This is a genomic window from Mesorhizobium sp. P2_F5, from assembly GCF_056403715.1.
The window spans coordinates 1-19,459 of sequence record NZ_JBFUEY010000018.1; the positions used below are offsets into that span (position 1 = coordinate 1).

Sequence of the window (19,459 nt, forward strand, 5' to 3'; positions counted from 1 at the left end):
ACCATGTCCCTCATCGACATACGCAACAACACGCCGACGCAACTCAAGCGGTAGCGGCTTGCCCATCGCGGTCTCCTTTCAACCGCAATGAATCACGAACTCAAATCAAGGGGAATCCTGAATCCCTTAAATCGCGACACGCTTTAGGACCGGTCTTCAGTTCTTCGCGATGGAGCCGACTTCGACGGCATCGACGCGCTTGAGGCTCATGCCGATGACCGGCACCAATTGCTGGTCGACGCGCACGGCGATGGTCACCGTCATCGAATTGTCGTCGGGGATGCGGGCCTGCATGACGCCGCGCAACTGGTTGCGGTTAATGGTGAAGACCACTTTGCGGGGATCCACGACATTGCCGCCGATGATGTCGAGGCCCGAACCCGCGGCGCCGCCCATGAAGTTGCCCTTGTAGTCGCGTCCCTTGCGCTCGACGGTCGCCGACATTTTCTGGGTGAAGACGCCGACCCGGCAGCCGCCATCGAGCGACATGCCCATCTTGTTGTCAGGCGTCGAGCCGTCGAAGCTGCAGGTGAATTTCGTGCCCTTGTACTTGCCGGCGACGATCTCGCCCGGGCCGACCCATTTGCCTTCGACGGTGCGGAAAAACTGCTTGTCGGGTTCGGCTGCAGAGGCTTTCCCGGCCAGGCCCAGAGGTGCTGTAAGCGCGACCAGGGGCAGGACGCAGGACAAGATTACGCTTTTCATAGACGACACCCGGCAACAAGGAGGCTGTTGTTGGACGACCATGAAGAAGATTGGTTAATGCTTGGTGACCGCGAGAGGACGTTCACTTGGCCGAGGCGGGTGTTTCACTCTCTTTTTTGGTCGCAAACGAAGTCAGCGCCGACAGGAAATCGCCCATGCCCGGCCGCCTGGCGGCAATGAAGGGCAGCGGCCGCGCCGTCTCCATGGCAGCGATGCCGATGCGCGCCGTCATCATGCCGTTGACAACGCCCTCGCCGAGTTTCGCTGAAAGCCGCGCGGCAAGGCCATGGCCGACGATCTGCTGGACAAAGCTGTCGCCGACGGCGATCGAGCCTGTCACCGCCAGATGGGCGAGAACGCTGCGCGCCAACCGGAAGAAGCCGAGCGTGCCCGGCCGACCGCCATAGAGCTCGGACAGGCGGCGGATCAGACGTCCGGCCTCGAACACGACATAGGCAACATCTACGAGTGCGCGGGGGCTGACGGCGGTGACCAGCGACACGCGCTTGGCCGCTTCAAGAATCATCACCTTTGCCCTGGCGTCGAGCGGCCCGAGAATCTCGGTTTCGGCCAGCCGCACCAGATTGCCGCCATCGATGATTTCGCCGCGCAATTGGCTGAGCGAGCGCCTGCCTGCCGCGGTTTCGGGCTTCGCTGCGACAAAGGCCGAGAGCTCGTCGACGACGGCCCTTGCAGCCTTCGGATCGTCTCGCGCCACGGCATCGAGAGCCCGCTTCTGCAGTTTTTCGACCTCGGCCAACCGGGCAATAGCCAGGAATTCGCGCACCAGCACCACCACGAGCGCCAGCACGGCGATCCCCGCCATTGCGGCCGCCAGCCAGCCCAGCCACTCTGCGCGCTCGAACAGATCGCGGATGAGCTGGTCAGTCCATAAGCCGACGGCCAGCGAAACCAGCACGCCGACCGCGCCGAAAAACAGGCTGGCAAACAGCGAGCGCTTGCGCGGCGCGGTCGCGGGCGGCGGTTCGGCAGCAATGATGTCGGGTTCTTCGAAGACGTCGATCTCTGCCGGCACGACGACGGCGCGCGGCTTGCGCGCAGGCGGCGGCTCGGCATGGCTGCGGGCCTGCTTCGGTTCGGCCTCCGGTTCGATGCGGAAAGCTGCCGGTCTGCGGGGCGCGGTCATGCCAGATGGTCTCCGATCAGGAACTGCAAGGCGCGGTCGAGCCTGATATGCGGCAGCGACAGCGTGACGCCTTCGGCGGTGCGTTCGAGCTTTGGCGGACGAAAGCGCACGAAACGGATCGCCGGGTCGTCGCTGCTCTGCCGGTGATCGGCTTCGGAAACATCGAAAACCGTGTCAATGTTCTCCGGCAAGTCCCCGGGAAATATAGCGGTTTCGGTTTTTCCATCGAAAGTTTCGCTGTTGATCTTCTCGCCCTTCAGCGGCGTACCGATGATCACCGGCAGCGTTTCCCGGCCCTGCTTGACCGTGCCTTCGCGCGTCGCGCGCACCGCCGCCATGGCGACCACGTCGACATCGGCGCCGGTAAAATTCGCCCGCGCCACGGCGCGGTCGGCAAGCCGCCGCACGATCGCCTGCAGCCGGTCATGGCTTTCGTGATGCAGATGGTCGGCCTTGGTCGCGGCGACCAGAATGCGGTCTATACGGCGTGAAAACAGGTCGGTGAGGAAATTGCCCCGGCCAGGACGGAAACAGGACAGGATCTCGGTTACCGCGCGTTCGAGATCGGCCATCGCGCCGGGGCCGGCATTCAGCGCCTGCATGGCGTCGATCAGCACGATCTGACGGTCGAGGCGGGTGATGTGTTCGCGGAAGAACGGCTTCACCACATGTGTCTTGTAGGCCTCGTAGCGGCGCTCCATCATCGCCTGCAGCGAGCCTGAGCGTGGCCGCCGTTCGCCGTTGAGCAGCAGGGGCGCGAAAGTCAGCGCTGGCGATCCCTCGAGGTCGCCAGGCATCAGGAAACGGCCGGGGGGCAAGGTTGACAGCGCCCGCTCGTCGAGCTTGCAGGCCTTGAGATAGGCGGCAAAGCTCTCGGCCAGCCGGCGCGCCGTCATCTCGTCGGCGTCGGCATTGGGGTCGATCGTCGCCGACAGCGCCCGCCAGTCCCGCGACAGGTCGGCCCGCACCGGCAGCATCGCCATCTCGAAAGCTTCGTGCGAGAAATCGGCGAAGGATTTGCCGAGCAGCGGCAGGTCGAGCAGCCATTCGCCGGGGTAGTCGACGATGTCGACCGACAATCGCCCGCTGGAAAACATGCGGTTCCAGCCGGACGCCGATTCGTATTCGATGGTGAGCCTGAGTTCCGAGATGGCGCGCGTCGAGTCCGGCCAGATGCGGTCGTTGACCAAAGCTGCGATGTGATCCTCGTACTGAAAACGCGGCACCGCGTCATCCGGCTGTTCCTCGAGGAAGGCGCGCGCGATACGTCCAGATTTCTGCGCCTCGAACAGCGGCAGCCGCCCGCCATGGATCAGATTGTGGACAAGAGCCGAGATGAACACCGTCTTGCCGGCACGGGAAAGGCCGGTTACGCCGAGCCGCAGCGATGGCGAAAACAGCCCGCTTGCCCGCCCCGACAGTGTATCCAGGGCAATTCTCGCTTCGTCGGTGAATGTCGTCAGCGATGATGCCAAAATCTGTCTCTCAGGCGTGCTCTTACGCCCGATATAGGCTTTGCGGCTCAAGTTTGAAATGGCGCCTGGGTTCTGGCCGGTTCTGCTCAGAGATCTGCGGGCGTCAGGAAGGCTTCGAGATAGCCGCCACCTTGCGCGGCTTCCGCAAGGTTGCCGCTGAAGCGCACGACCGCGAGGCCTGAGGTCGGGAAGCCATGGTTCATGATGGCCCGCGCCGCCTCGTCGCCGTCGCCCGAAACCGCCATCGCAAGGTCTTCCGTCATCGGATTGTGGCCGATGACCAGCAGCGAGCCCGGCCCGCCATTGCCGCGGATGATAGCGAGATAACCGGCGGCATCCTCGCTGTAGAGCGTGTCGAAAAACAGCACCCGGCCGGTATCGGTGTGACCGGCTATGCCCTCCAGCGTCTGGCGTGCCCGCTTGGCGTTGGAGCAGAGCGTGATATCGGGAATGTAGTTGCGGGCACGCATGGCCGTCCCCATCATTTCGGCATCGGCAATGCCGGATGCGTCGAGCGGGCGGTCGAAGTCGCGCACGCCGGGCAGGGCCCATCCAGCCTTTGCATGCCTCAACAGATACAGTGTGCTCACCGGACCCCCATGGTGTGCTGCCCATCAATGACACAATTGGATTAGCCACGAGAAAGGTGGATTAGCCACGAGAAAGGCCTGGCGCACAATGGGCGGCGGCGCCCAAGCGCAACGAATCATGTGCGAATTCGCCCGCGCCCTTGCTGTGGAAGGCTTTGCCCCCACGGCATTAACAATTGCGTGAAACGCGCGCCGATTACGCTTGTGCAGCCTTCTTTGCGCGAATATATAGGCGCGAAATTTGGGGTTGTTGGGTGAGTCGAATGAACGATATCGTTACCGCCAATTACGTACCCTCCGAAGACGAGCCGTTCATGAACGAACGGCAGAAATCCTACTTTCGCCTGAAGCTCGTCACCTGGAAGAACGACATACTGCGCGAAGCGCGCGAAACTCTCGAAATCCTGCAGCAGGAAAACGCCAACCATCCCGATCTCGCCGATCGGGCCTCTTCGGAAACCGACCGCGCCATCGAGCTTCGCGCCCGCGACCGCCAGCGCAAGCTCATTTCAAAGATCGACTCGGCGCTGCAGCGCATCGATGAAGGCACTTACGGCTATTGCGAGGAAACCGGCGAGCCGATCGCGCTGAAGCGTCTCGACGCGCGCCCGATCGCAACCTTGTCGATCGAAGCGCAGGAGCGCCACGAGCGCCGCGAGAAAGTCTATCGCGACGATTGAGCCGCAACTGCAGGGCAGCAATTTAGAAATGGCCGGGTTTCCCGGCCATTTTTGTTTTTGGTCTCGTGTCAAACGCTCATCCCTGAACGAATGTCAAATTCGATTCTGTATTGGATGCCGATCCAGCAAACAGGCGCGAAATCATCTCGCCAGTGCAAAATCAAAGAAACACGACAGTTCGTCGTTTCAGTGAAACGGTGAAACGTTCTAGGCTATCGGCCATTTCGATTGCCGCTATCGCTTCTGGCTGGCGAGTTCGCCGAGCAGCTTGGTCATCTCGTCGTCGAGAGACTGCGGCGGTTTCGCCGCCGGCTTGCTGGCATGCGAATCGTCGAGAGAAACCTCGAGCTCCCGCATCAGCGTGTCGTCGATGGACTCGCGCTTCGGTGGCGGCGGGGCCTGCCGGGCAGTGTTGGCGGCCGCGCCATAGGCCGGCAGCGGTGTCACATTGCTCGCTTGGTAGATTGGGGCCGGTTTCGGTGCCGGTGCTGCCTGGCGTGGCGGAGCGGCGGCCGGAGCAGCAGCCCTTACCGGTTGCGGCGGTGGCGCCTGCCTTGCGGGTGCGGCGGGAGCGGGCTGTGCCGCGCGCGGACGCGGCGCCTGTTGCTGCTGGCCGCCGCCGCCATCACCGGTCAATGCCGGACGGCGTGGCGCTGCCAGCCGGATGTCGCGCTCGACAACGACGTCGGTAGGGCCGCCGATCAAAATCAGGTGTTCGATATCGTCGCGACGGATGAGCACCAGCCGGCGGTGGCTGTCGACCGCCGTGGCGTCCATGACCGCCAGCCGTGTCTTGCGGTTCCTGCCGCCGGCAACGAAGGTGCCGAAGGTCAGGTTGCGGACCAGCCTGATGATGACGAGCACGATGACCAGCAGGACAAGGGCGGCAAACGTCCACAGCAGCGCCGCGGCATATCCAGGACCCGCCACGCTATCCAGCCACTGCATCGGTGCCCCCAAATCTGCTTTTGAAGTGGACGCGACACTAGACCGTTGCGACCGGCGACCGCAAGTTGCCTTTCACGCTTCATGAACAGCTTGAAACACCGGCACGTCATTTTTATCGGACATTTGCCGCCGAGGCCTTTTCCGGACTAGGAGAATGTGATTCAACCGACCTTGGGGCGGTGTCGGATATCAGGAATTCACGAGCAGGGGGCATATGGCCAGGGAAACGCGCGGCGATTTCTATCCGGTACCGATCGTCGACCAGAACACGCGGCCGGGCGCGGTTACCCGGCTCATCGTCTTCATCATCGTTCTGACCGGGGCCGCCGTCGTTTTCGGCCTTTTCCGCGAGCGGCTTGGCGATCCCTTCCTGCTCGGCATGCTGGGCGTGCTTGCCATGATCGGCGTCGGCTTCCTGTTCGCCACGGCCATCGGCTTCGTGCAGATCGCGCCGCGTTCGACCGGAGATGAACTGTCGAAGGCCTTCGTCGATTCGATGTCGCAGGGCCTGATCGTCACCGACACCAAGGGCCGCGTCGTCTACGCCAACCGCGCCTATGCCGAGATGACCGGTGCTGCGTCGGCAGCCGATCTGAAGACGGTCGAAGGCCTGCTTTCCGATGTTCCCGAAGCTTCGGTGACCATATACCGGCTGGCCTCGGGTCTACGCGACGGCCAGGCCGGCGACGGCGAATTCCGGCTGGCGCAGTCGATCCGGCCCGGCGCCGAACCAGGCGCACGCTGGTACCGGGCGCGGGCCCGCACCTTCAGCGTTCCCGGCCAGCGCCTGCCCATGCTCGCCTGGCAACTTGCCGATATCTCGCAGGAACGGGCCGAGCAGGAGCGTTTCTTCCTCGACCTGCAAAAGGCCATCGATCACCTCGACCATGCGCCGGCCGGTTTCTTCTCGGCCGACCAGGAGGGCCGTGTCACCTATATCAACGCCACGCTCGCCGAATGGCTGGGCATTGATCTGGCGAGCTTCACGCCTGGCGCGGTCACGCTGCAGGAAATCGTCGCCGGCGACGGCATGGCGCTGGTGCGCTCGGTCAAAGCCGATCCCGGCACCACCCGCAACGCGGTCATCGATCTCGATCTGACGACGACGACCGGCGAGGCGCTGCCGGTGCGCTTCATGCACCGTGTCTCGGCCAGCCGCGAAGGGACCAACGGCCCGACGCGCACGATCGTGCTCAACCGCACGCAGGGCGAGGACGCATCCGCCGACCTTCGGGCGTCGGAAGTGCGCTTCACCCGCTTCTTCAACTCGACGCCGATGGCGATTGCCGGCGTCGACGCCAGCGGCCGCATCCTGCGCACCAACGCGCCGTTCCTGTCGCTGTTTGCCTCCGTCGTCGACCGCGACGCCGTCGATCGCCGCGTGCGGCTGGATACGGTCATCCACGAGCGCGACCGCCCGGCTTTCGCCGCCGCCTTCGAGAAGGCGCGGCTCAGGCAGGCCGACATCGAGCCGATCGACACGCTGCTGCCCGGCAACGAGGAACGCCACATCCGCTTCTACGTCAACGCGGTCGCCGACGGAACCGGCAGCGAAGGGGCGGAAGAATCGGCCATCGTCTATGCCGTCGACACCACGGAGCAGAAAGCGCTCGAGGGCCAGATGGCGCAAAGCCAGAAGATGCAGGCGGTCGGCCAGCTCGCCGGCGGCATCGCCCACGACTTCAACAATGTGCTGACCGCCATCATCATGGCGTCGGACCTTTTGCTGACCAATCACCGCCCGTCGGACCCGTCCTTCCCCGACATCATGAACATCAAGCAGAATGCCAACCGGGCGGCCTCGCTGGTGCGGCAGCTGCTCGCCTTCTCGCGCAAGCAGACGTTGCGGCCGGAAGTGCTGAATCTCACCGACGTGCTTGCCGATCTCAGGATGCTGCTTGCCCGTCTCGTCGGCAACGACATCAAGCTGAAGGTCGACCATGGCCGCGATCTATGGCCGGTCAAAGTCGACATCGGCCAGTTCGAGCAGGTGGTGGTCAATCTCGCGGTCAATGCGCGCGACGCCATGCCGGCCGGCGGCGACCTCACCGTGCGCACCCGAAACGTCACCGCCGAAGAGTGCAAGAGCTTTTCCTACCGCGAACTCACCCCGGCCGACTATGTCGTGGTCGAGGTCGAGGACACCGGCTCCGGCATCGCGCCGGACGTCCTGAAGAAGATTTTTGAACCCTTCTTCACCACCAAGGAAGTCGGCAAGGGCACCGGCCTTGGCCTGTCGATGGTCTACGGCATCATCAAGCAGACCGGCGGCTTCATCTACTGCGATTCCGAAGTAGGCAAGGGCTCGACGTTCCGCATCTTCCTGCCGCGCCATATCGCGGAAGTGAAGAAGCCGGGTGAGGCCGGGGAAGCGCCGGCGGCCCCGGTGAAAGTTGCCGATACTGCCAAGGACTTGTCGGGCTCCGCGACGGTGCTGCTAGTTGAAGACGAGGACGCCGTGCGCATGGGTGGCTCGCGGGCGTTGACCTCCCGTGGCTACACCGTGCACGAGGCGTCCTCGGGCGTCGAGGCGCTGGAAGTCTTCGAAGCGCTCGGCGGTAAGGTCGACATCGTTGTGTCCGACGTGGTGATGCCGGAAATGGACGGTCCGACGCTGCTTGGCGAATTGCGCAAGCGCCAGCCCGACATCAAGTTTGTCTTCGTGTCCGGCTATGCCGAAGACGCATTCGCCCGGAACCTGCCGCCCGACGCGCAATTCGGCTTCCTGCCGAAGCCGTTCTCACTCAAACAACTGGCCACTGTCGTCAAGGACGTGCTTGAATCCTGATGCATGTCGCTCAAAAGTGGCCCCGGTTTTGAGAAAACGACATGCATAAAACAAAAGCCTAAAGTGCGTCGCTAGCGACGCGCTTTAGGCCTCCCTAATTCACCGCTTGCGCAATGACGTGACGCTGCCATGATTGCAGGCGAAACGGGCGGCGGGTTTTGGGGAGCATGTCGTGACGCCGCACAACGAGGCAGCCAAGGGTGACTACGCCGCAACCGTGCTGTTGCCGGGCGATCCGCAGCGCGCCGAGTGGATGGCAAAGACGTTTCTTGAGGCGCCCCGCTGCGTCAACCGCCGCAGGGGCGCGCTGGGCTTCACTGGGCTCTATCGCGGCCGGCCCATCAGCATCCAGGCCACCGGCATCGGTGTGCCGTCCTTCCTGATCTATGTGCATGAGCTCCTGGATTTCCACGGCGTCAAAACGCTGATCCGTACCGGCACCTGTGGCGGCCTAACGACCGACGTGCCACTGCGCTCGGTCGTGATCTCGCAGTCGGTGCGCGCCGAAAGCGAGCGAAGCGGCCAGGTCTTCGGCCTCTACGATGCCGCCGCCGGGCCGGACCCGGGCCTGTTCGCCCACGCATTGGCCTGCGCCGCTCAACTCGGCATCGGCCATCAGGCGGGGCTGACCATCTGCAGCGATGTATTCTATCACCCGGAAGGGCGCTCTCGATTCGCTGAAGCACAGGCGCTTGGCGCGCTCGCCGTCGACATGGAAACCAGCGCGCTTTACCGCATCGCGGCGCATTTCGGCGCACGCGCGCTGTCGTTGCTGACCGTCGTCGACAACATCGTGACCGACGAACAGACTGCCTATTCCGAGCGCCAGGCGCTGTTCACCGACATGGTGCGGCTCGGGCTCGAGGTGGCAGCCGAGGGATAAGCTTCAAGCGGCTTCGCGCTTCGGCGTCAGCTCATCCATGTCAGGCCGGTGACCGCGCAGATAAAGCGCGCAAGTGGTGCGCAGCATCGAGGCGAAGTTCGGGATCGCGCCGTTGATCTCGATCGCCTCGTCATAGAGTTTTGAGATGAATTTCGGCGTCGTCAGACCCTGGCTGTCGGCAATCTCGTCAAGCAGCGCCCAGAATGTCGCTTCAAGCTGGATGCTGGTCGAGTGTCCGTCGATGCGGATCGACCGGTTGATCTGTCGGTAGCCTTCCGGATCCTGCCCGGCAAAAACCCTGCACATTCCTACCTCCCGATATTGTTGGTTTTGGGCGCAGTGAGTCGCGCCTTCAGGCGTATATTTGTCCGGCCATTTTCGGCCCGAAAGCCGCAAACGGCAATCGGACTTTGGTCGCTAAGCGCAGGCATAGCAGGGATTGCAAATTTAGCCGTGGTAACCGGCTGCCACCACCTTTCCCGCGCGCCGCCCATAATCGCCTCCAACATGCAGCAACGGAGACTGATTTGGCGAAAGCGATCCATTCCATGATCCGGGTCCTCGAGGAGGCCCGATCCGTCGATTTCTACAGAAACGCATTCGGGCTCGATATCGCCGACAGGCTGGATTTCGAGACATTCACGCTGATTTACCTCGCCAACGCCGAAACCGGGTTCGAGCTGGAACTCACCGTGAACAAGGGCCGCACCGAGCCGTATGGGCTTGGCGACGGTTACGGCCACATGGCGGTCTCGGTCGCCGATCTCGACAGCGAGCACGACCGGATCGGCGCGCTCGGCCTCAACCCCAAGAAAATCGTCGAGTTCAATCGCGATGGGTCGCTGATCGCCCGCTTTTTCTTCATCGAGGACCCCGACGGCTACAAGATCGAGGTCCTGCAGCGTGGAGGGCGCTTCCAGTAGGGGATTATTCCGCCGCGTTCAGCCACGCGACGCCAGCAACGGCGCTCTTCTAGGGCGCAAATAGCAAGCAGGGAGGAACAAAATGGTCACGATCTATGACGCGAAGCCTGGGCTCTCACGTCGTGAACTTCTCAAACGCGGTGGCATCGGTGCACTGCTCGTCATCTCAGGCAGCGCGGTCATCAGCCCCGAAAATGCCTGGGGTCTCGAGACATCGGCGCTCAAGCCCGAAACCATGGCGACGCTGATCCAGATGGCGCGCGACATCTATCCGCACGATCAGGTCCCGGACAAATACTACGCCATTGCCGTGAAAGGCCATGACGAGCAGGCCGGCAAGGACGCGGCCTACAAGACGATGATCGAAGACGGCATTGCCGACCTCGACAAGAAGTCGGGTGAGGGCGGCTATCGCGGCCTTGGCTGGGAGGAGCAGCGCGTCGCCGTGCTGCAGCAGATCGAGGCGACGCCGTTCTTCCAGTCCATCCGCGGCGGCCTCGTCGTCAGCCTCTACAACCAGCAGGAGGTGTGGCCGATCTTCGGCTACGAGGGCGAATCCTACTCCAAGGGCGGCTACATCGCGCGCGGTTTCGACGACATCGAGTGGCTCTGAGCCCTCCGTCGTTCTGAAACCCGCAAACAGGAATTCATGGGAGGAAACCATGGCAGCTTCATTTGATCTCAACAACGACGGCGTGGTCGTCATCATCGGGTCCGGCGCCGGCGGTGGCACGCTCGGCAACGAACTCGCCCAGAAAGGCGTCGATGTCGTCATCCTCGAGGCCGGCGCCCGCCACGAATACGAGGATTTCATCAACGACGAGTGGGCCTCCTTCAGCCAACTCGCCTGGACGGACAAGCGCACGACTTCCGGCGACTGGCGGGTGTCGAAGGATTTCCCGAATTTGCCGGCCTGGATCGTCAAATCGGTCGGCGGCTCGACCACCCACTGGGCCGGCGCCTCGCTGCGCTTCCAGGAGCACGAGTTCAAGACGCTCTCGACCTACGGCAAGCTGGAAGGCGCCAATCTGCTGGACTGGCCGGTCACTCTGGCCGAGATGGAGCCGTACTACGCCAAGGCCGAAGCCAAGATGGGTGTCACCGGCACCAATGGCTGGCCGCGGTTGCCCGGCAACAACAACTTCAAGGTCCTCAAGGCCGGCGCCGACAAGCTCGGCTACAAGGAATGCCATACCGGCAACATGGCCATCAACTCGGTCGAGCGCGACGACCGCAATTCCTGCCAGCAGACCGGTTTCTGCTTCCAGGGCTGCAAATGGGGCGCCAAATGGTCGACGCTCTATGCCGAAATCCCCAAGGGCGAGGCGACAGGTCATCTCGAGGTCCGGCCGAATGCCATGGCGATCAAGATCAACCATGACGCCTCGGGCAAGGTGACCGGCGTCGTCTATGCCGACAAGGACGGCAAGCTGCAGGAGCAGAAGGCTCGCATCGTCGCCGTCGCCGGCAACTCGATCGAAAGCCCGCGCCTGTTGCTCAATTCGGAGTCGTCCAAATTCCCGCACGGCCTCGCCAATTCGTCGGGGCAGGTGGGCAAGAACTACATGCGCCACACCACCGGCTCGGTCTATGCCATCTTTGACAAGCCGGTGCACATGTATCGCGGCACGACCATGGCTGGCATCATCCGCGACGAGGCGCGGCACGATCCCTCACGCGGCTTTGTCGGCGGCTACGAGTTCGAGACGCTGTCGCTCGGCCTGCCTTTCATGGCCGCCTTCCTCAATCCAGGCGGCTGGGGCCGTTCCTTCACCACCGCGCTCGACCACTATGATCACATGGCCGGCCTGTGGATTGTTGGCGAAGACATGCCGCGCGCGGAAAACCGGATTACCCTGCACAAGGACGAGAAGGACGCGCATGGCATGCCGATCGCCGACGTGCATTTCGATGATCACCCCAACGATACGGCGATGCGCAACCATGCCTACAAGCAGGCCACAGCGCTCTACGACGCGGTCGGCGCAACGCGCTCCTTCCCGACACCGCCCTATCCCTCGACCCACAATCTCGGCACCAACCGGATGAGCGAGAAGGCGGAAGACGGCGTCGTCAACAAACACGGCCAGGCGCACGACATCAAAAACCTGTTCGTGTCGGACGGCAGCCAGTTCACCACCGGGGCGGCGGAGAACCCGACGCTGACGATCGTGTCGCTGGCGATCCGCCAGGCCGAATACATCGCGTCGCAAATGTCGGCCAAGACGATCTGAGCCGACCCTAGACCGTCCTCCCGGACAAGGCGGAACGCGCGCAAGCCGCGTTCCGCCTTCTTCCGTTCAGATCACGCGCCGACCGGCTGTCCGTCCTTGCGGCGGATGGCGACGACGGACGGCCGCGGCAACTGGCCATCCCTGAAGTCGGGCCACAGCGTCTGTGCTTTGTCGAGCGTCTCGGCGTCCTCGGCGGGGTGCTGTACCGACAGGAACAACGTCGTGCCATCTGGCGTGAAGCACGGGCCGGTCGCTTCCGCGCCATGCGGGCAGGTGAACAGCAGTTTGGGCAGACCGCGCGCCGCCCCTTCTGTGTCGACGCCGTAGACGCCGTCCGGCAGGTCGAAATCATTGGCGCCGTCGGTCGCTACCCAGAGCCGCCCGGCCGGATCGAACGTGATGTTGTCGGGGCAGACGAACCAGCCATTGTCCGACGTATCCGGATGGAACGTCGCGCCGACTTTTGCATCCTTCGGATTGCCACAGAGCACGAACAGGTCCCAGGCATACTTTTCCGCCGTGTGGTCGGCGTCGGCACCGCGGCCGCCGGGCGGGATCAGCTCGACAATGTGGCCCCAGAGGTTTTCCGGCCGGGTGTTGGCTGGATTGACCTTCGACTGGTCGCGCTTCTTGTTCTTGGTCATCACCGCGTAGACGCGGCCGGTCACCGGATTGGTCTCGATATCTTCTGGCCGGTCCATCGGCGTCGCGCCGAGCGCGTCGGCCGCAAAACGCGTCTTCAACAGCACTTCCGCCTGGTCGGCAAAACCGTTCTCGGCGGTGAGCTTGCCCTGGCCGTGCACCAGCGGCAGCCAGCTCATCGAACCGTCGGCATCGAAGCGGGCAACCGACAGCACGCCGTCATCGAGCAGGTTGGCGCCGGAAGCCGGGTCCGCCTTGTCATAGGCCTTGGCCGAGACGAAGCGGTACATGTATTCGAAATAGTCGTCGTCACCCATATAGACGACGACACGGCCGTCCTTGTTGAGGACGACCGTCGACGCCTCATGCGACATGCGGCCAAGCGCGGTGCGCTTCACCGGCTTGGACTGCGGGTCGTAGGGATCGATCTCCACCACCCAGTCGAAGCGGTTGGCCTCGTTCGGCTCCTTGTCGAGGTCGAAGCGATCATGGAAGCGGCTGCGACCATAGATGTCGGAACCGTCGAAGCCGTAGCGGTCGAGAAGCTCGGCGGTCGGCGCCTTCTTCGGGTCGCCGCCGAAAATATCGGAAACGCCTTCCTCACAGGTCAGCACCGTGCCCCAGGGGGTGAAACCGCCGCTGCAGTTATAGCTGGTGCCGAGCACCTTGGTGCCGGTGGCGTCGGCTGAGGTCTTCATCAAGGCATGCCCGGCGACTGGCCCGGAAACGGTCATTTCGGTGTTGGCGGTGATGCGGCGGTTGAGCGGGCTGTCGGCCACGGTTTCCCACTTGCCGTCTTTCAGTTGCACTTCGACGATCGAATGGCCCATCGCGGCCATGCCGAGATCGACCTGTTCCTTGGTCATCGTCTTGGCGGCATCGTCCTCGGTCATGCCGGGAAACATCACATTGGGTGAGATGTATTCATTGTTGACGCAAAGCAGACCATGGTCGGAATTCACCGTGCCTTTGGGCAGCGGCATGAAGGCGATGTAGTCGCAATTGTAACCGAAGCGCTTTTCCTGTTCGTCGGCCGCAACCTTGTTGCCGTCGAACTCGGCGAGACCGGCTGCAAGCGGATCGCCCCAGCGCGCGACGATGGTTGTCTCATAGCCTTCGGCGGCGGCATGGGTCTTGTCGTAGACGCGCTTCAGTTCGGGAAAGCCGAGCGTCGACTGCGCTGCCGCGGCATGCGTTTCGCCGGCAAACAGGGAGCCGACGAAGCTGCCGCCGGCAAGCAGCGCGCCGGAGGCAAGGCTGCCTTTCAAAAGAGACCGGCGCGAGACGCGCTCGGCAATGACGTCGCGAATGACGGGGGAGGATGAAGACGGTGCATTGGCCATTGTGTCTGCCTCTCAGGGTGGATGTTACGGCGCACCGCTGCCGTAGTCTGCTTCGGCAACATCCGCATGACAGGAGAGGAAACCGCAAGCGAACGACCGGATCGGGCTCGCTCAGCCCTTGGTGCATGTCGAGGCGGTGAAGGCGCCGTCGGGCTGCTTCAGGATGATGTCGAAGGAAGGGGCGCCGTCCAGTGTCGCTTGCGTCATCGAGATGGAGTTGCCGCCGGTGGTGTAGCCGCCTAGCGGGCCTAGCCAGGTGATCTCGCCATTGGCGTTCATCTGGTAGTTGTAGCCTTGCGGCGCGGTGCCGAACGTCACCGGGCCGCTATAGACATTGCCCTTGATGGTAATGTCGCCGAGGTTGAGGAAGGCGCCGAGCAGATAGACTTCGCAGTGGTAGGTGCCGTCCGGCAGCTTGCCATCGCTGAAGTCGGCGCGCGCGGCGCCGCTCGTTGCCATCAGCAGCAGGATGCCGGAAATGCATGAGATGCAGGATGTCATCGGGTTACTCGTTTGCGGAATGAGCTTGCCCCATTTTTACGCAGTGCCGCAATATTGTTGGTCTGCGAGCCGCTGCCGGAGATCAAAATCTAGGCACTTGTCATACTTGGGCGAAAATTAGGCAAAAGCCCAGTGCGCTGCGCAAATTTCCCTCAATCAATTTTTAACCGGCTGCCTTTGTTTTCTTTAGGCTAATATAATAACTGGCTGATAACGTTCGGATATTCCATCTTTGCGAGCGGTTCCTTTGCGTTTGGCACGGCTGTTGCATTGCATTGTTGCGGTGCAATCAACCAGCTTGGGAGTCTTCGGTATGAGGGGTAATTTCTCCACAATAACAAAAATGTTTTCGGCCGGCGTGGTCGCTGCCGGCCTGTCGATGTCGTCTCCGGCCAAGGCCGCCGAAGACACGATCAAGGTCGGCATTCTGCATTCGCTGTCGGGGACCATGGCGATTTCGGAAACGACGCTGAAAGACGCCATGCTGATGCTCATCGAAGAGCAGAACGCCAAGGGTGGCCTGCTCGGCAAGAAGCTGGAAGCGGTCGTCGTCGATCCGGCGTCCAACTGGCCGCTCTTCGCCGAAAAGGCGCGCGAGCTGATCTCCAAGGACAAGGTCGCCGCCGTGTTCGGCTGCTGGACCTCGGTGTCGCGCAAATCGGTGCTGCCGGTGTTCTCCGAGCTCGACAACATCCTGTTCTATCCCGTCCAATATGAGGGCGAGGAAAGCGAGCGCAACGTGTTCTACACGGGTGCGGCTCCCAACCAGCAGGCCATCCCTGCTGTCGACTACCTGATGAGCRAGGAYGGCGGCTCGGTGAAGCGCTGGGTGCTGGAAGGCACCGACTATGTCTATCCGCGCACCACCAACAAGATCCTCGAGGCCTATCTGAAGGCCAAGGGCGTCGCCGCCGAAGACATCATGGTCAACTACACGCCGTTCGGCTTCTCCGATTGGCAGACCGAAGTCTCGGCGATCAAGAAGTTCGGCTCGGCCGGCAAGAAGACCGCCGTCGTCTCGACCGTCAACGGTGACGCCAACGTTCCCTTCTATAAGGAACTCGGCAACCAGGGCATCAAGGCCGAGGACATCCCGGTCATGGCCTTCTCGGTCGGCGAGGAAGAACTGGCCGGTCTCGACACCGCGCCGCTGGTCGGCCATCTCGCTGCATGGAACTATTTCGAGAGCGTCGACACGCCGGAAAACAAGAAGTTCATCGCCGACTGGCACAAGTTCATCAAGAATGACAAGCGCACCACCAACGACCCGATGGAAGCCCACTATATCGGCTTCAACATGTGGGTGAAGGCGGTCGAGAAGGCCGGCACCACCGATCCGGACAAGGTGATCGACGCCATGGTCGGCGTGTCCGTGCCGAACCTCACCGGCGGCTATTCGACGATGATGCCGAACCATCACATCACCAAGCCGGTGCTGATCGGCGAGATCCAGGCCGACGGCCAGTTCGAGACCGTGTCGCAGACGCCCGGCCTCGTGATGGGCGACGAATGGTCCGACTATCTGCCTGATTCCAAGGACCTGATCTCGGATTGGCGCTCGCCTCTGTCCTGCGGCAACTTCAACGTCGCCTCCGGCAAGTGCGGCGGCAAGGGTACGAACTGATCCTCCCCGGCCTGGACCGTCAGGTCCATGGCCATCTGGCCGGTTCCAAGGCCAGAGACCGCAAGGCGTCCGGGCGCTTCAGCCCGCCCGGACGCCGAATTCCACCTCCCGGAAAGTATCTGAACGGATGATCCTGTTGCGCGCTTTCGGCCTCATGCTGGTGTTCCTGATGGCAAGTCTGTTGCCGTCGAACGCAGCCGAAGCCGATTTGCGCGCCATCATCGCCAAATTCGCCACCGGCAGCGGCTTTTCGGCCATCGAGGCCGTGGTGCGCGAGCTTGCCGCCACCGGCGATCCGCTGGTCGAGCGTCCGCTTGCCGCACTTGCCGAAGGCAATCTTTACATCCGCAAAACCGATTCCCTGGTCTTCGTCGGCAATGAGGACGGCGACAGCGTCACGCTGCTCGACCCGCTGAGCGGCGAGAGCGCCGGCGACGCCGCCAAGGCCGATATCACCAAGATCAAGGTCAACAACACGCTGCGCCGTGTCATCCGCGATGCGCTGGGCACGCTGACGCTCCGTGCCAAGGATCCGTCTGTCCGCATCGCCGCCGCCGATACCATGTTCAAAACGCCCGATGCCGCCAACATCGAGCCGCTCGACGCGGCAATCGCCGCCGAGACCGATGCCAAGGTCAAGGCACTCTTTGAACAGGCACGCGCGGCATCGGTGCTGGTCTCCGACAAGCCGGAAGAAGACAAGCTCGCGGCAGTCGCCCTGATCGGCGCGCGCGGCGATCGCGACGCGCTCTCGCTGCTGACCGCGGTCGAGGCCAATGCGCAAGGCGCGGTCAAGGACGCGGCGACCGCGGCAATCGCCGGCATCAATTCGAGCCTGGCGCTGTGGGATGCCGGCCAGAACATCTGGTACGGCATTTCGCTCGGCTCGGTGCTGCTGCTCGCAGCCATTGGCCTTGCCATCACGTTCGGGGTCATGGGCGTCATCAACATGGCGCATGGCGAAATGGTCATGCTCGGCGCCTACACCACCTTCGTCGTCCAGCAGGTGATCCGAACCTCATTCCCCGGCCTGTTCGACTGGTCGCTGGTCATCGCGCTGCCGCTGGCCTTTCTGGTTGCCGCTTCCGTCGGCTTGATCATCGAGCGCGGCGTCATCCGCTTTCTCTACGGCCGGCCGCTGGARACGCTGCTCGCGACCTGGGGCGTCTCGCTGGTCCTGCAGCAGGCGGTGCGTTCGATCTTCGGACCGACCAATCAGGAGGTCGGCAACCCCTCCTGGATGTCTGGCTCGTTCGATGTCGGCCAACTCGCCATCACCTGGAACCGGCTGTGGATCCTGGTCTTCGCGCTCACCGTCTTCGGCGTGCTGCTCTACGTTATGAAGCGCACGCCCTGGGGCCTGCAGATGCGCGCCGTCACCGCCAACCGGCGCATGGCCGCCTCAATGGGCATCCGGACGCCCTGGGTCGACGCGCTGACCTTTGCATTGGGCTCCGGCATTGCCGGCATTGCCGGCGTCGCGCTCAGCCAGATTGACAACGTCTCGCCCAATCTCGGCCGCGGCTACATCATCGACAGTTTCATGGTCGTGGTCTTCGGCGGCGTCGGCAATCTGTGGGGCACGCTGGTCGGCGCCTTCTCGCTCGGCATCGTCAACAAGGTTTTGGAGCCCTATGCCGGGGCAGTGCTCGGCAAGATCGTCGTGCTGGTGCTGATCATCCTGTTCATCCAGAAGCGCCCGCGCGGCCTGTTCGCGCTCAAGGGCAGGGCGGTGGAAGCATGATCACTGGACACTTCTTCGCCGCTGGCGCCGACCGCCGCATCGCCATCACCATTTTCATCCTGTTGGCTGCCGCCATCATCGTGCCGCTGCTCAACCTCGCCGTTTCGCCGACCAGTGCGTTCTATATTCCGCCCTATATCGTCGCGCTGACCGGCAAATATCTCTGCTACGCACTGCTTGCCTTGGCGCTCGATCTGGTCTGGGGCTATTGCGGCATCCTTTCGCTCGGCCACGGCGCCTTCTTCGCGCTCGGCGGCTATGCGATGGGCATGTATCTGATGCGTCAGATCGGCTCGCGCGGCGTCTACGGCAATCCGATCCTGCCCGATTTCATGGTGTTTCTGAACTACAAGGAATTGCCCTGGTTCTGGACCGGTTTCGACCATTTCTGGTTCGCCGCCATCATGGTGCTGGCCGTGCCCGGCCTGCTCGCCTTCGTCTTCGGCTGGTTCGCCTTCCGCAGCCGCGTCACCGGCGTCTATCTCTCGATCATCACCCAGGCGATGACCTATGCGCTGCTGCTCGCCTTCTTCCGCAACGACATGGGTTTCGGCGGCAACAACGGCCTGACCGATTTCAAGGACATTTTGGGCTTCAACGTCCAGGCCGACGCCACCCGCTCGGCCCTGTTTGCGGCCAGCGCGGTGATGCTGGCGCTCGCCGTCTTCATCACCTGGGCGATCATCGGCTCCAAATACGGCAAGCTGCTGATGGCGGTGCGCGATGCCGAAAGCCGCACACGCTTCCTCGGCTGGCGGGCGGAGAACGTGAAGCTTTTCGCCTTCACCGTCTCGGCTGTCATGGCCGGCATTGCCGGCGCGCTCTACGTGCCGCAGGTCGGCATCATCAATCCCGGCGAATTCGAGCCGTCCAATTCGATCGAGGTGGTGATCTGGGCCGCCGTCGGCGGCCGCGGCACCATTGTCGGCCCGATCGTCGGCGCGCTGCTCGTCAATGCCGGCAAATCCTGGTTCACCGGGCTGCTGCCCGAATTCTGGCTGTTCGCGCTGGGCGGCCTGTTCGTCGCCGTCACGCTGTTCCTGCCCAAGGGCATCGTCGGCATGTGGGATTCTTGGCGCGGCAACGCTCGGGCGATGCGCGCCGCCGCGATTGCAGAGGAAGCGGGCACAGACCCTGATGTCCCGCCGTCCCCGAAGATCGTCCGCACCGCGGCGACAACGCCCGGTGCCTGGTCCGCGTCCGGCCCTGAGCCGCAGCCGGCGGAGTAGAGC

Annotated in this window: 17 protein-coding genes; 9 read left to right on the forward strand and 8 right to left on the reverse strand. The window is 63.0% G+C overall.

The window, feature by feature from the left end:
* Positions 1-156: 156 nt before the first annotated feature.
* From AC1DYO_RS22090 to AC1DYO_RS22105, 4 genes are all read right to left on the reverse strand, one after another.
* The gene (locus AC1DYO_RS22090; protein ID WP_477266622.1) at positions 157-705 is read right to left on the reverse strand and encodes a hypothetical protein; all 549 of its coding nucleotides are present in this window, start codon (positions 703-705) and stop codon (positions 157-159) included.
* An 82-nt stretch (positions 706-787) separates the two neighbouring features.
* On the reverse strand, positions 788-1,852 hold the full coding sequence (locus tag AC1DYO_RS22095) for a YcjF family protein (protein ID WP_477266623.1): 1,065 nt from the start codon (positions 1,850-1,852) through the stop codon (positions 788-790).
* The gene (locus AC1DYO_RS22100; protein ID WP_477266624.1) at positions 1,849-3,327 is read right to left on the reverse strand and encodes a YcjX family GTP-binding protein; all 1,479 of its coding nucleotides are present in this window, start codon (positions 3,325-3,327) and stop codon (positions 1,849-1,851) included. Before AC1DYO_RS22100 ends, AC1DYO_RS22095 begins: the two co-directional genes overlap by 4 nt.
* Positions 3,328-3,413: 86 nt before the next feature.
* Entirely contained in the window at positions 3,414-3,917 is a 504-nt protein-coding gene (locus AC1DYO_RS22105) for a SixA phosphatase family protein (RefSeq protein ID WP_477266625.1), read from the reverse strand.
* A gap of 263 nt (positions 3,918-4,180) precedes the next feature.
* On the opposite strand from AC1DYO_RS22105, the gene dksA reads away from it, so the two are divergent.
* On the forward strand, positions 4,181-4,597 hold the full coding sequence (gene dksA / locus AC1DYO_RS22110; protein ID WP_181057150.1) for an RNA polymerase-binding protein DksA: 417 nt from the start codon (positions 4,181-4,183) through the stop codon (positions 4,595-4,597).
* A gap of 234 nt (positions 4,598-4,831) precedes the next feature.
* Here the strand turns inward: dksA and AC1DYO_RS22115 are convergent, their stop codons facing one another.
* Positions 4,832-5,545 (reverse strand): hypothetical protein, encoded by a 714-nt coding sequence (locus AC1DYO_RS22115; RefSeq protein WP_477266626.1) that lies wholly within the window; start codon positions 5,543-5,545, stop codon positions 4,832-4,834.
* 214 nt (positions 5,546-5,759) lie between these two features.
* On the opposite strand from AC1DYO_RS22115, the gene cckA reads away from it, so the two are divergent.
* Entirely contained in the window at positions 5,760-8,333 is a 2,574-nt protein-coding gene (gene cckA, locus AC1DYO_RS22120) for a cell cycle histidine kinase CckA (RefSeq protein WP_477266627.1), read from the forward strand.
* A gap of 172 nt (positions 8,334-8,505) precedes the next feature.
* Complete coding sequence (locus AC1DYO_RS22125; protein ID WP_477266628.1) at positions 8,506-9,216, forward strand: purine-nucleoside phosphorylase; 711 nt, start codon at positions 8,506-8,508, stop codon at positions 9,214-9,216.
* Positions 9,217-9,219: 3 nt separating this feature from the next.
* Here the strand turns inward: AC1DYO_RS22125 and AC1DYO_RS22130 are convergent, their stop codons facing one another.
* Entirely contained in the window at positions 9,220-9,522 is a 303-nt protein-coding gene (locus tag AC1DYO_RS22130; RefSeq protein ID WP_181057146.1) for a ribbon-helix-helix domain-containing protein, read from the reverse strand.
* A 221-nt stretch (positions 9,523-9,743) separates the two neighbouring features.
* Here AC1DYO_RS22130 and AC1DYO_RS22135 point away from each other — a divergent pair, with 221 nt between their 5' ends.
* The 3 genes from AC1DYO_RS22135 to AC1DYO_RS22145 all read left to right on the forward strand — a co-directional run bounded on the left by AC1DYO_RS22135 (position 9,744) and on the right by AC1DYO_RS22145 (position 12,373).
* Entirely contained in the window at positions 9,744-10,139 is a 396-nt protein-coding gene (locus AC1DYO_RS22135) for a VOC family protein (RefSeq protein ID WP_477266629.1), read from the forward strand.
* An 82-nt stretch (positions 10,140-10,221) separates the two neighbouring features.
* On the forward strand, positions 10,222-10,752 hold the full coding sequence (locus tag AC1DYO_RS22140) for a gluconate 2-dehydrogenase subunit 3 family protein (protein WP_181057144.1): 531 nt from the start codon (positions 10,222-10,224) through the stop codon (positions 10,750-10,752).
* A 49-nt stretch (positions 10,753-10,801) separates the two neighbouring features.
* Positions 10,802-12,373 carry a GMC family oxidoreductase gene (locus AC1DYO_RS22145; RefSeq protein ID WP_477266630.1) on the forward strand — a complete coding sequence of 524 codons (1,572 nt, stop codon included), beginning with the start codon at positions 10,802-10,804 and terminating at the stop codon, positions 12,371-12,373.
* A 71-nt stretch (positions 12,374-12,444) separates the two neighbouring features.
* Here the strand turns inward: AC1DYO_RS22145 and AC1DYO_RS22150 are convergent, their stop codons facing one another.
* Both AC1DYO_RS22150 and AC1DYO_RS22155 read right to left on the reverse strand, forming a co-directional pair.
* The gene (locus AC1DYO_RS22150) at positions 12,445-14,358 is read right to left on the reverse strand and encodes a PhoX family protein (RefSeq protein WP_477266631.1); all 1,914 of its coding nucleotides are present in this window, start codon (positions 14,356-14,358) and stop codon (positions 12,445-12,447) included.
* 111 nt (positions 14,359-14,469) lie between these two features.
* A complete protein-coding gene (locus tag AC1DYO_RS22155; RefSeq protein WP_477266632.1) occupies positions 14,470-14,859 on the reverse strand; it encodes a hypothetical protein in 390 nt (129 codons plus the stop codon).
* A 313-nt stretch (positions 14,860-15,172) separates the two neighbouring features.
* Here AC1DYO_RS22155 and urtA point away from each other — a divergent pair, with 313 nt between their 5' ends.
* The 3 genes from urtA to urtC all read left to right on the forward strand — a co-directional run bounded on the left by urtA (position 15,173) and on the right by urtC (position 19,456).
* On the forward strand, positions 15,173-16,483 hold the full coding sequence (gene urtA, locus AC1DYO_RS22160; RefSeq protein WP_477266633.1) for an urea ABC transporter substrate-binding protein: 1,311 nt from the start codon (positions 15,173-15,175) through the stop codon (positions 16,481-16,483).
* 127 nt (positions 16,484-16,610) lie between these two features.
* Complete coding sequence (gene urtB / locus AC1DYO_RS22165) at positions 16,611-18,227, forward strand: urea ABC transporter permease subunit UrtB (RefSeq protein WP_477266634.1); 1,617 nt, start codon at positions 16,611-16,613, stop codon at positions 18,225-18,227.
* Positions 18,224-19,456 (forward strand): urea ABC transporter permease subunit UrtC, encoded by a 1,233-nt coding sequence (gene urtC, locus AC1DYO_RS22170; protein ID WP_477266635.1) that lies wholly within the window; start codon positions 18,224-18,226, stop codon positions 19,454-19,456. The genes urtB and urtC overlap by 4 nt, the downstream gene beginning before the upstream one ends.
* The last annotated feature ends 3 nt before the right edge of the window (positions 19,457-19,459 follow it).

Coding starts and splice junctions, on each gene's coding strand:
- AC1DYO_RS22090 (WP_477266622.1), bottom strand. CDS start 705: ATGAAAAGCGTAATCTTGTCCTGCGTCCTGCCCCTGGTCGCGCTTACA.
- AC1DYO_RS22095 (WP_477266623.1), bottom strand. CDS start 1,852: ATGACCGCGCCCCGCAGACCGGCAGCTTTCCGCATCGAACCGGAGGCC.
- dksA (WP_181057150.1), top strand. CDS start 4,181: ATGAACGATATCGTTACCGCCAATTACGTACCCTCCGAAGACGAGCCG.
- AC1DYO_RS22115 (WP_477266626.1), bottom strand. CDS start 5,545: ATGCAGTGGCTGGATAGCGTGGCGGGTCCTGGATATGCCGCGGCGCTG.
- cckA (WP_477266627.1), top strand. CDS start 5,760: ATGGCCAGGGAAACGCGCGGCGATTTCTATCCGGTACCGATCGTCGAC.
- AC1DYO_RS22130 (WP_181057146.1), bottom strand. CDS start 9,522: ATGTGCAGGGTTTTTGCCGGGCAGGATCCGGAAGGCTACCGACAGATC.
- AC1DYO_RS22140 (WP_181057144.1), top strand. CDS start 10,222: ATGGTCACGATCTATGACGCGAAGCCTGGGCTCTCACGTCGTGAACTT.
- AC1DYO_RS22145 (WP_477266630.1), top strand. CDS start 10,802: ATGGCAGCTTCATTTGATCTCAACAACGACGGCGTGGTCGTCATCATC.
- AC1DYO_RS22150 (WP_477266631.1), bottom strand. CDS start 14,358: ATGGCCAATGCACCGTCTTCATCCTCCCCCGTCATTCGCGACGTCATT.
- AC1DYO_RS22155 (WP_477266632.1), bottom strand. CDS start 14,859: ATGACATCCTGCATCTCATGCATTTCCGGCATCCTGCTGCTGATGGCA.
- urtC (WP_477266635.1), top strand. CDS start 18,224: ATGATCACTGGACACTTCTTCGCCGCTGGCGCCGACCGCCGCATCGCC.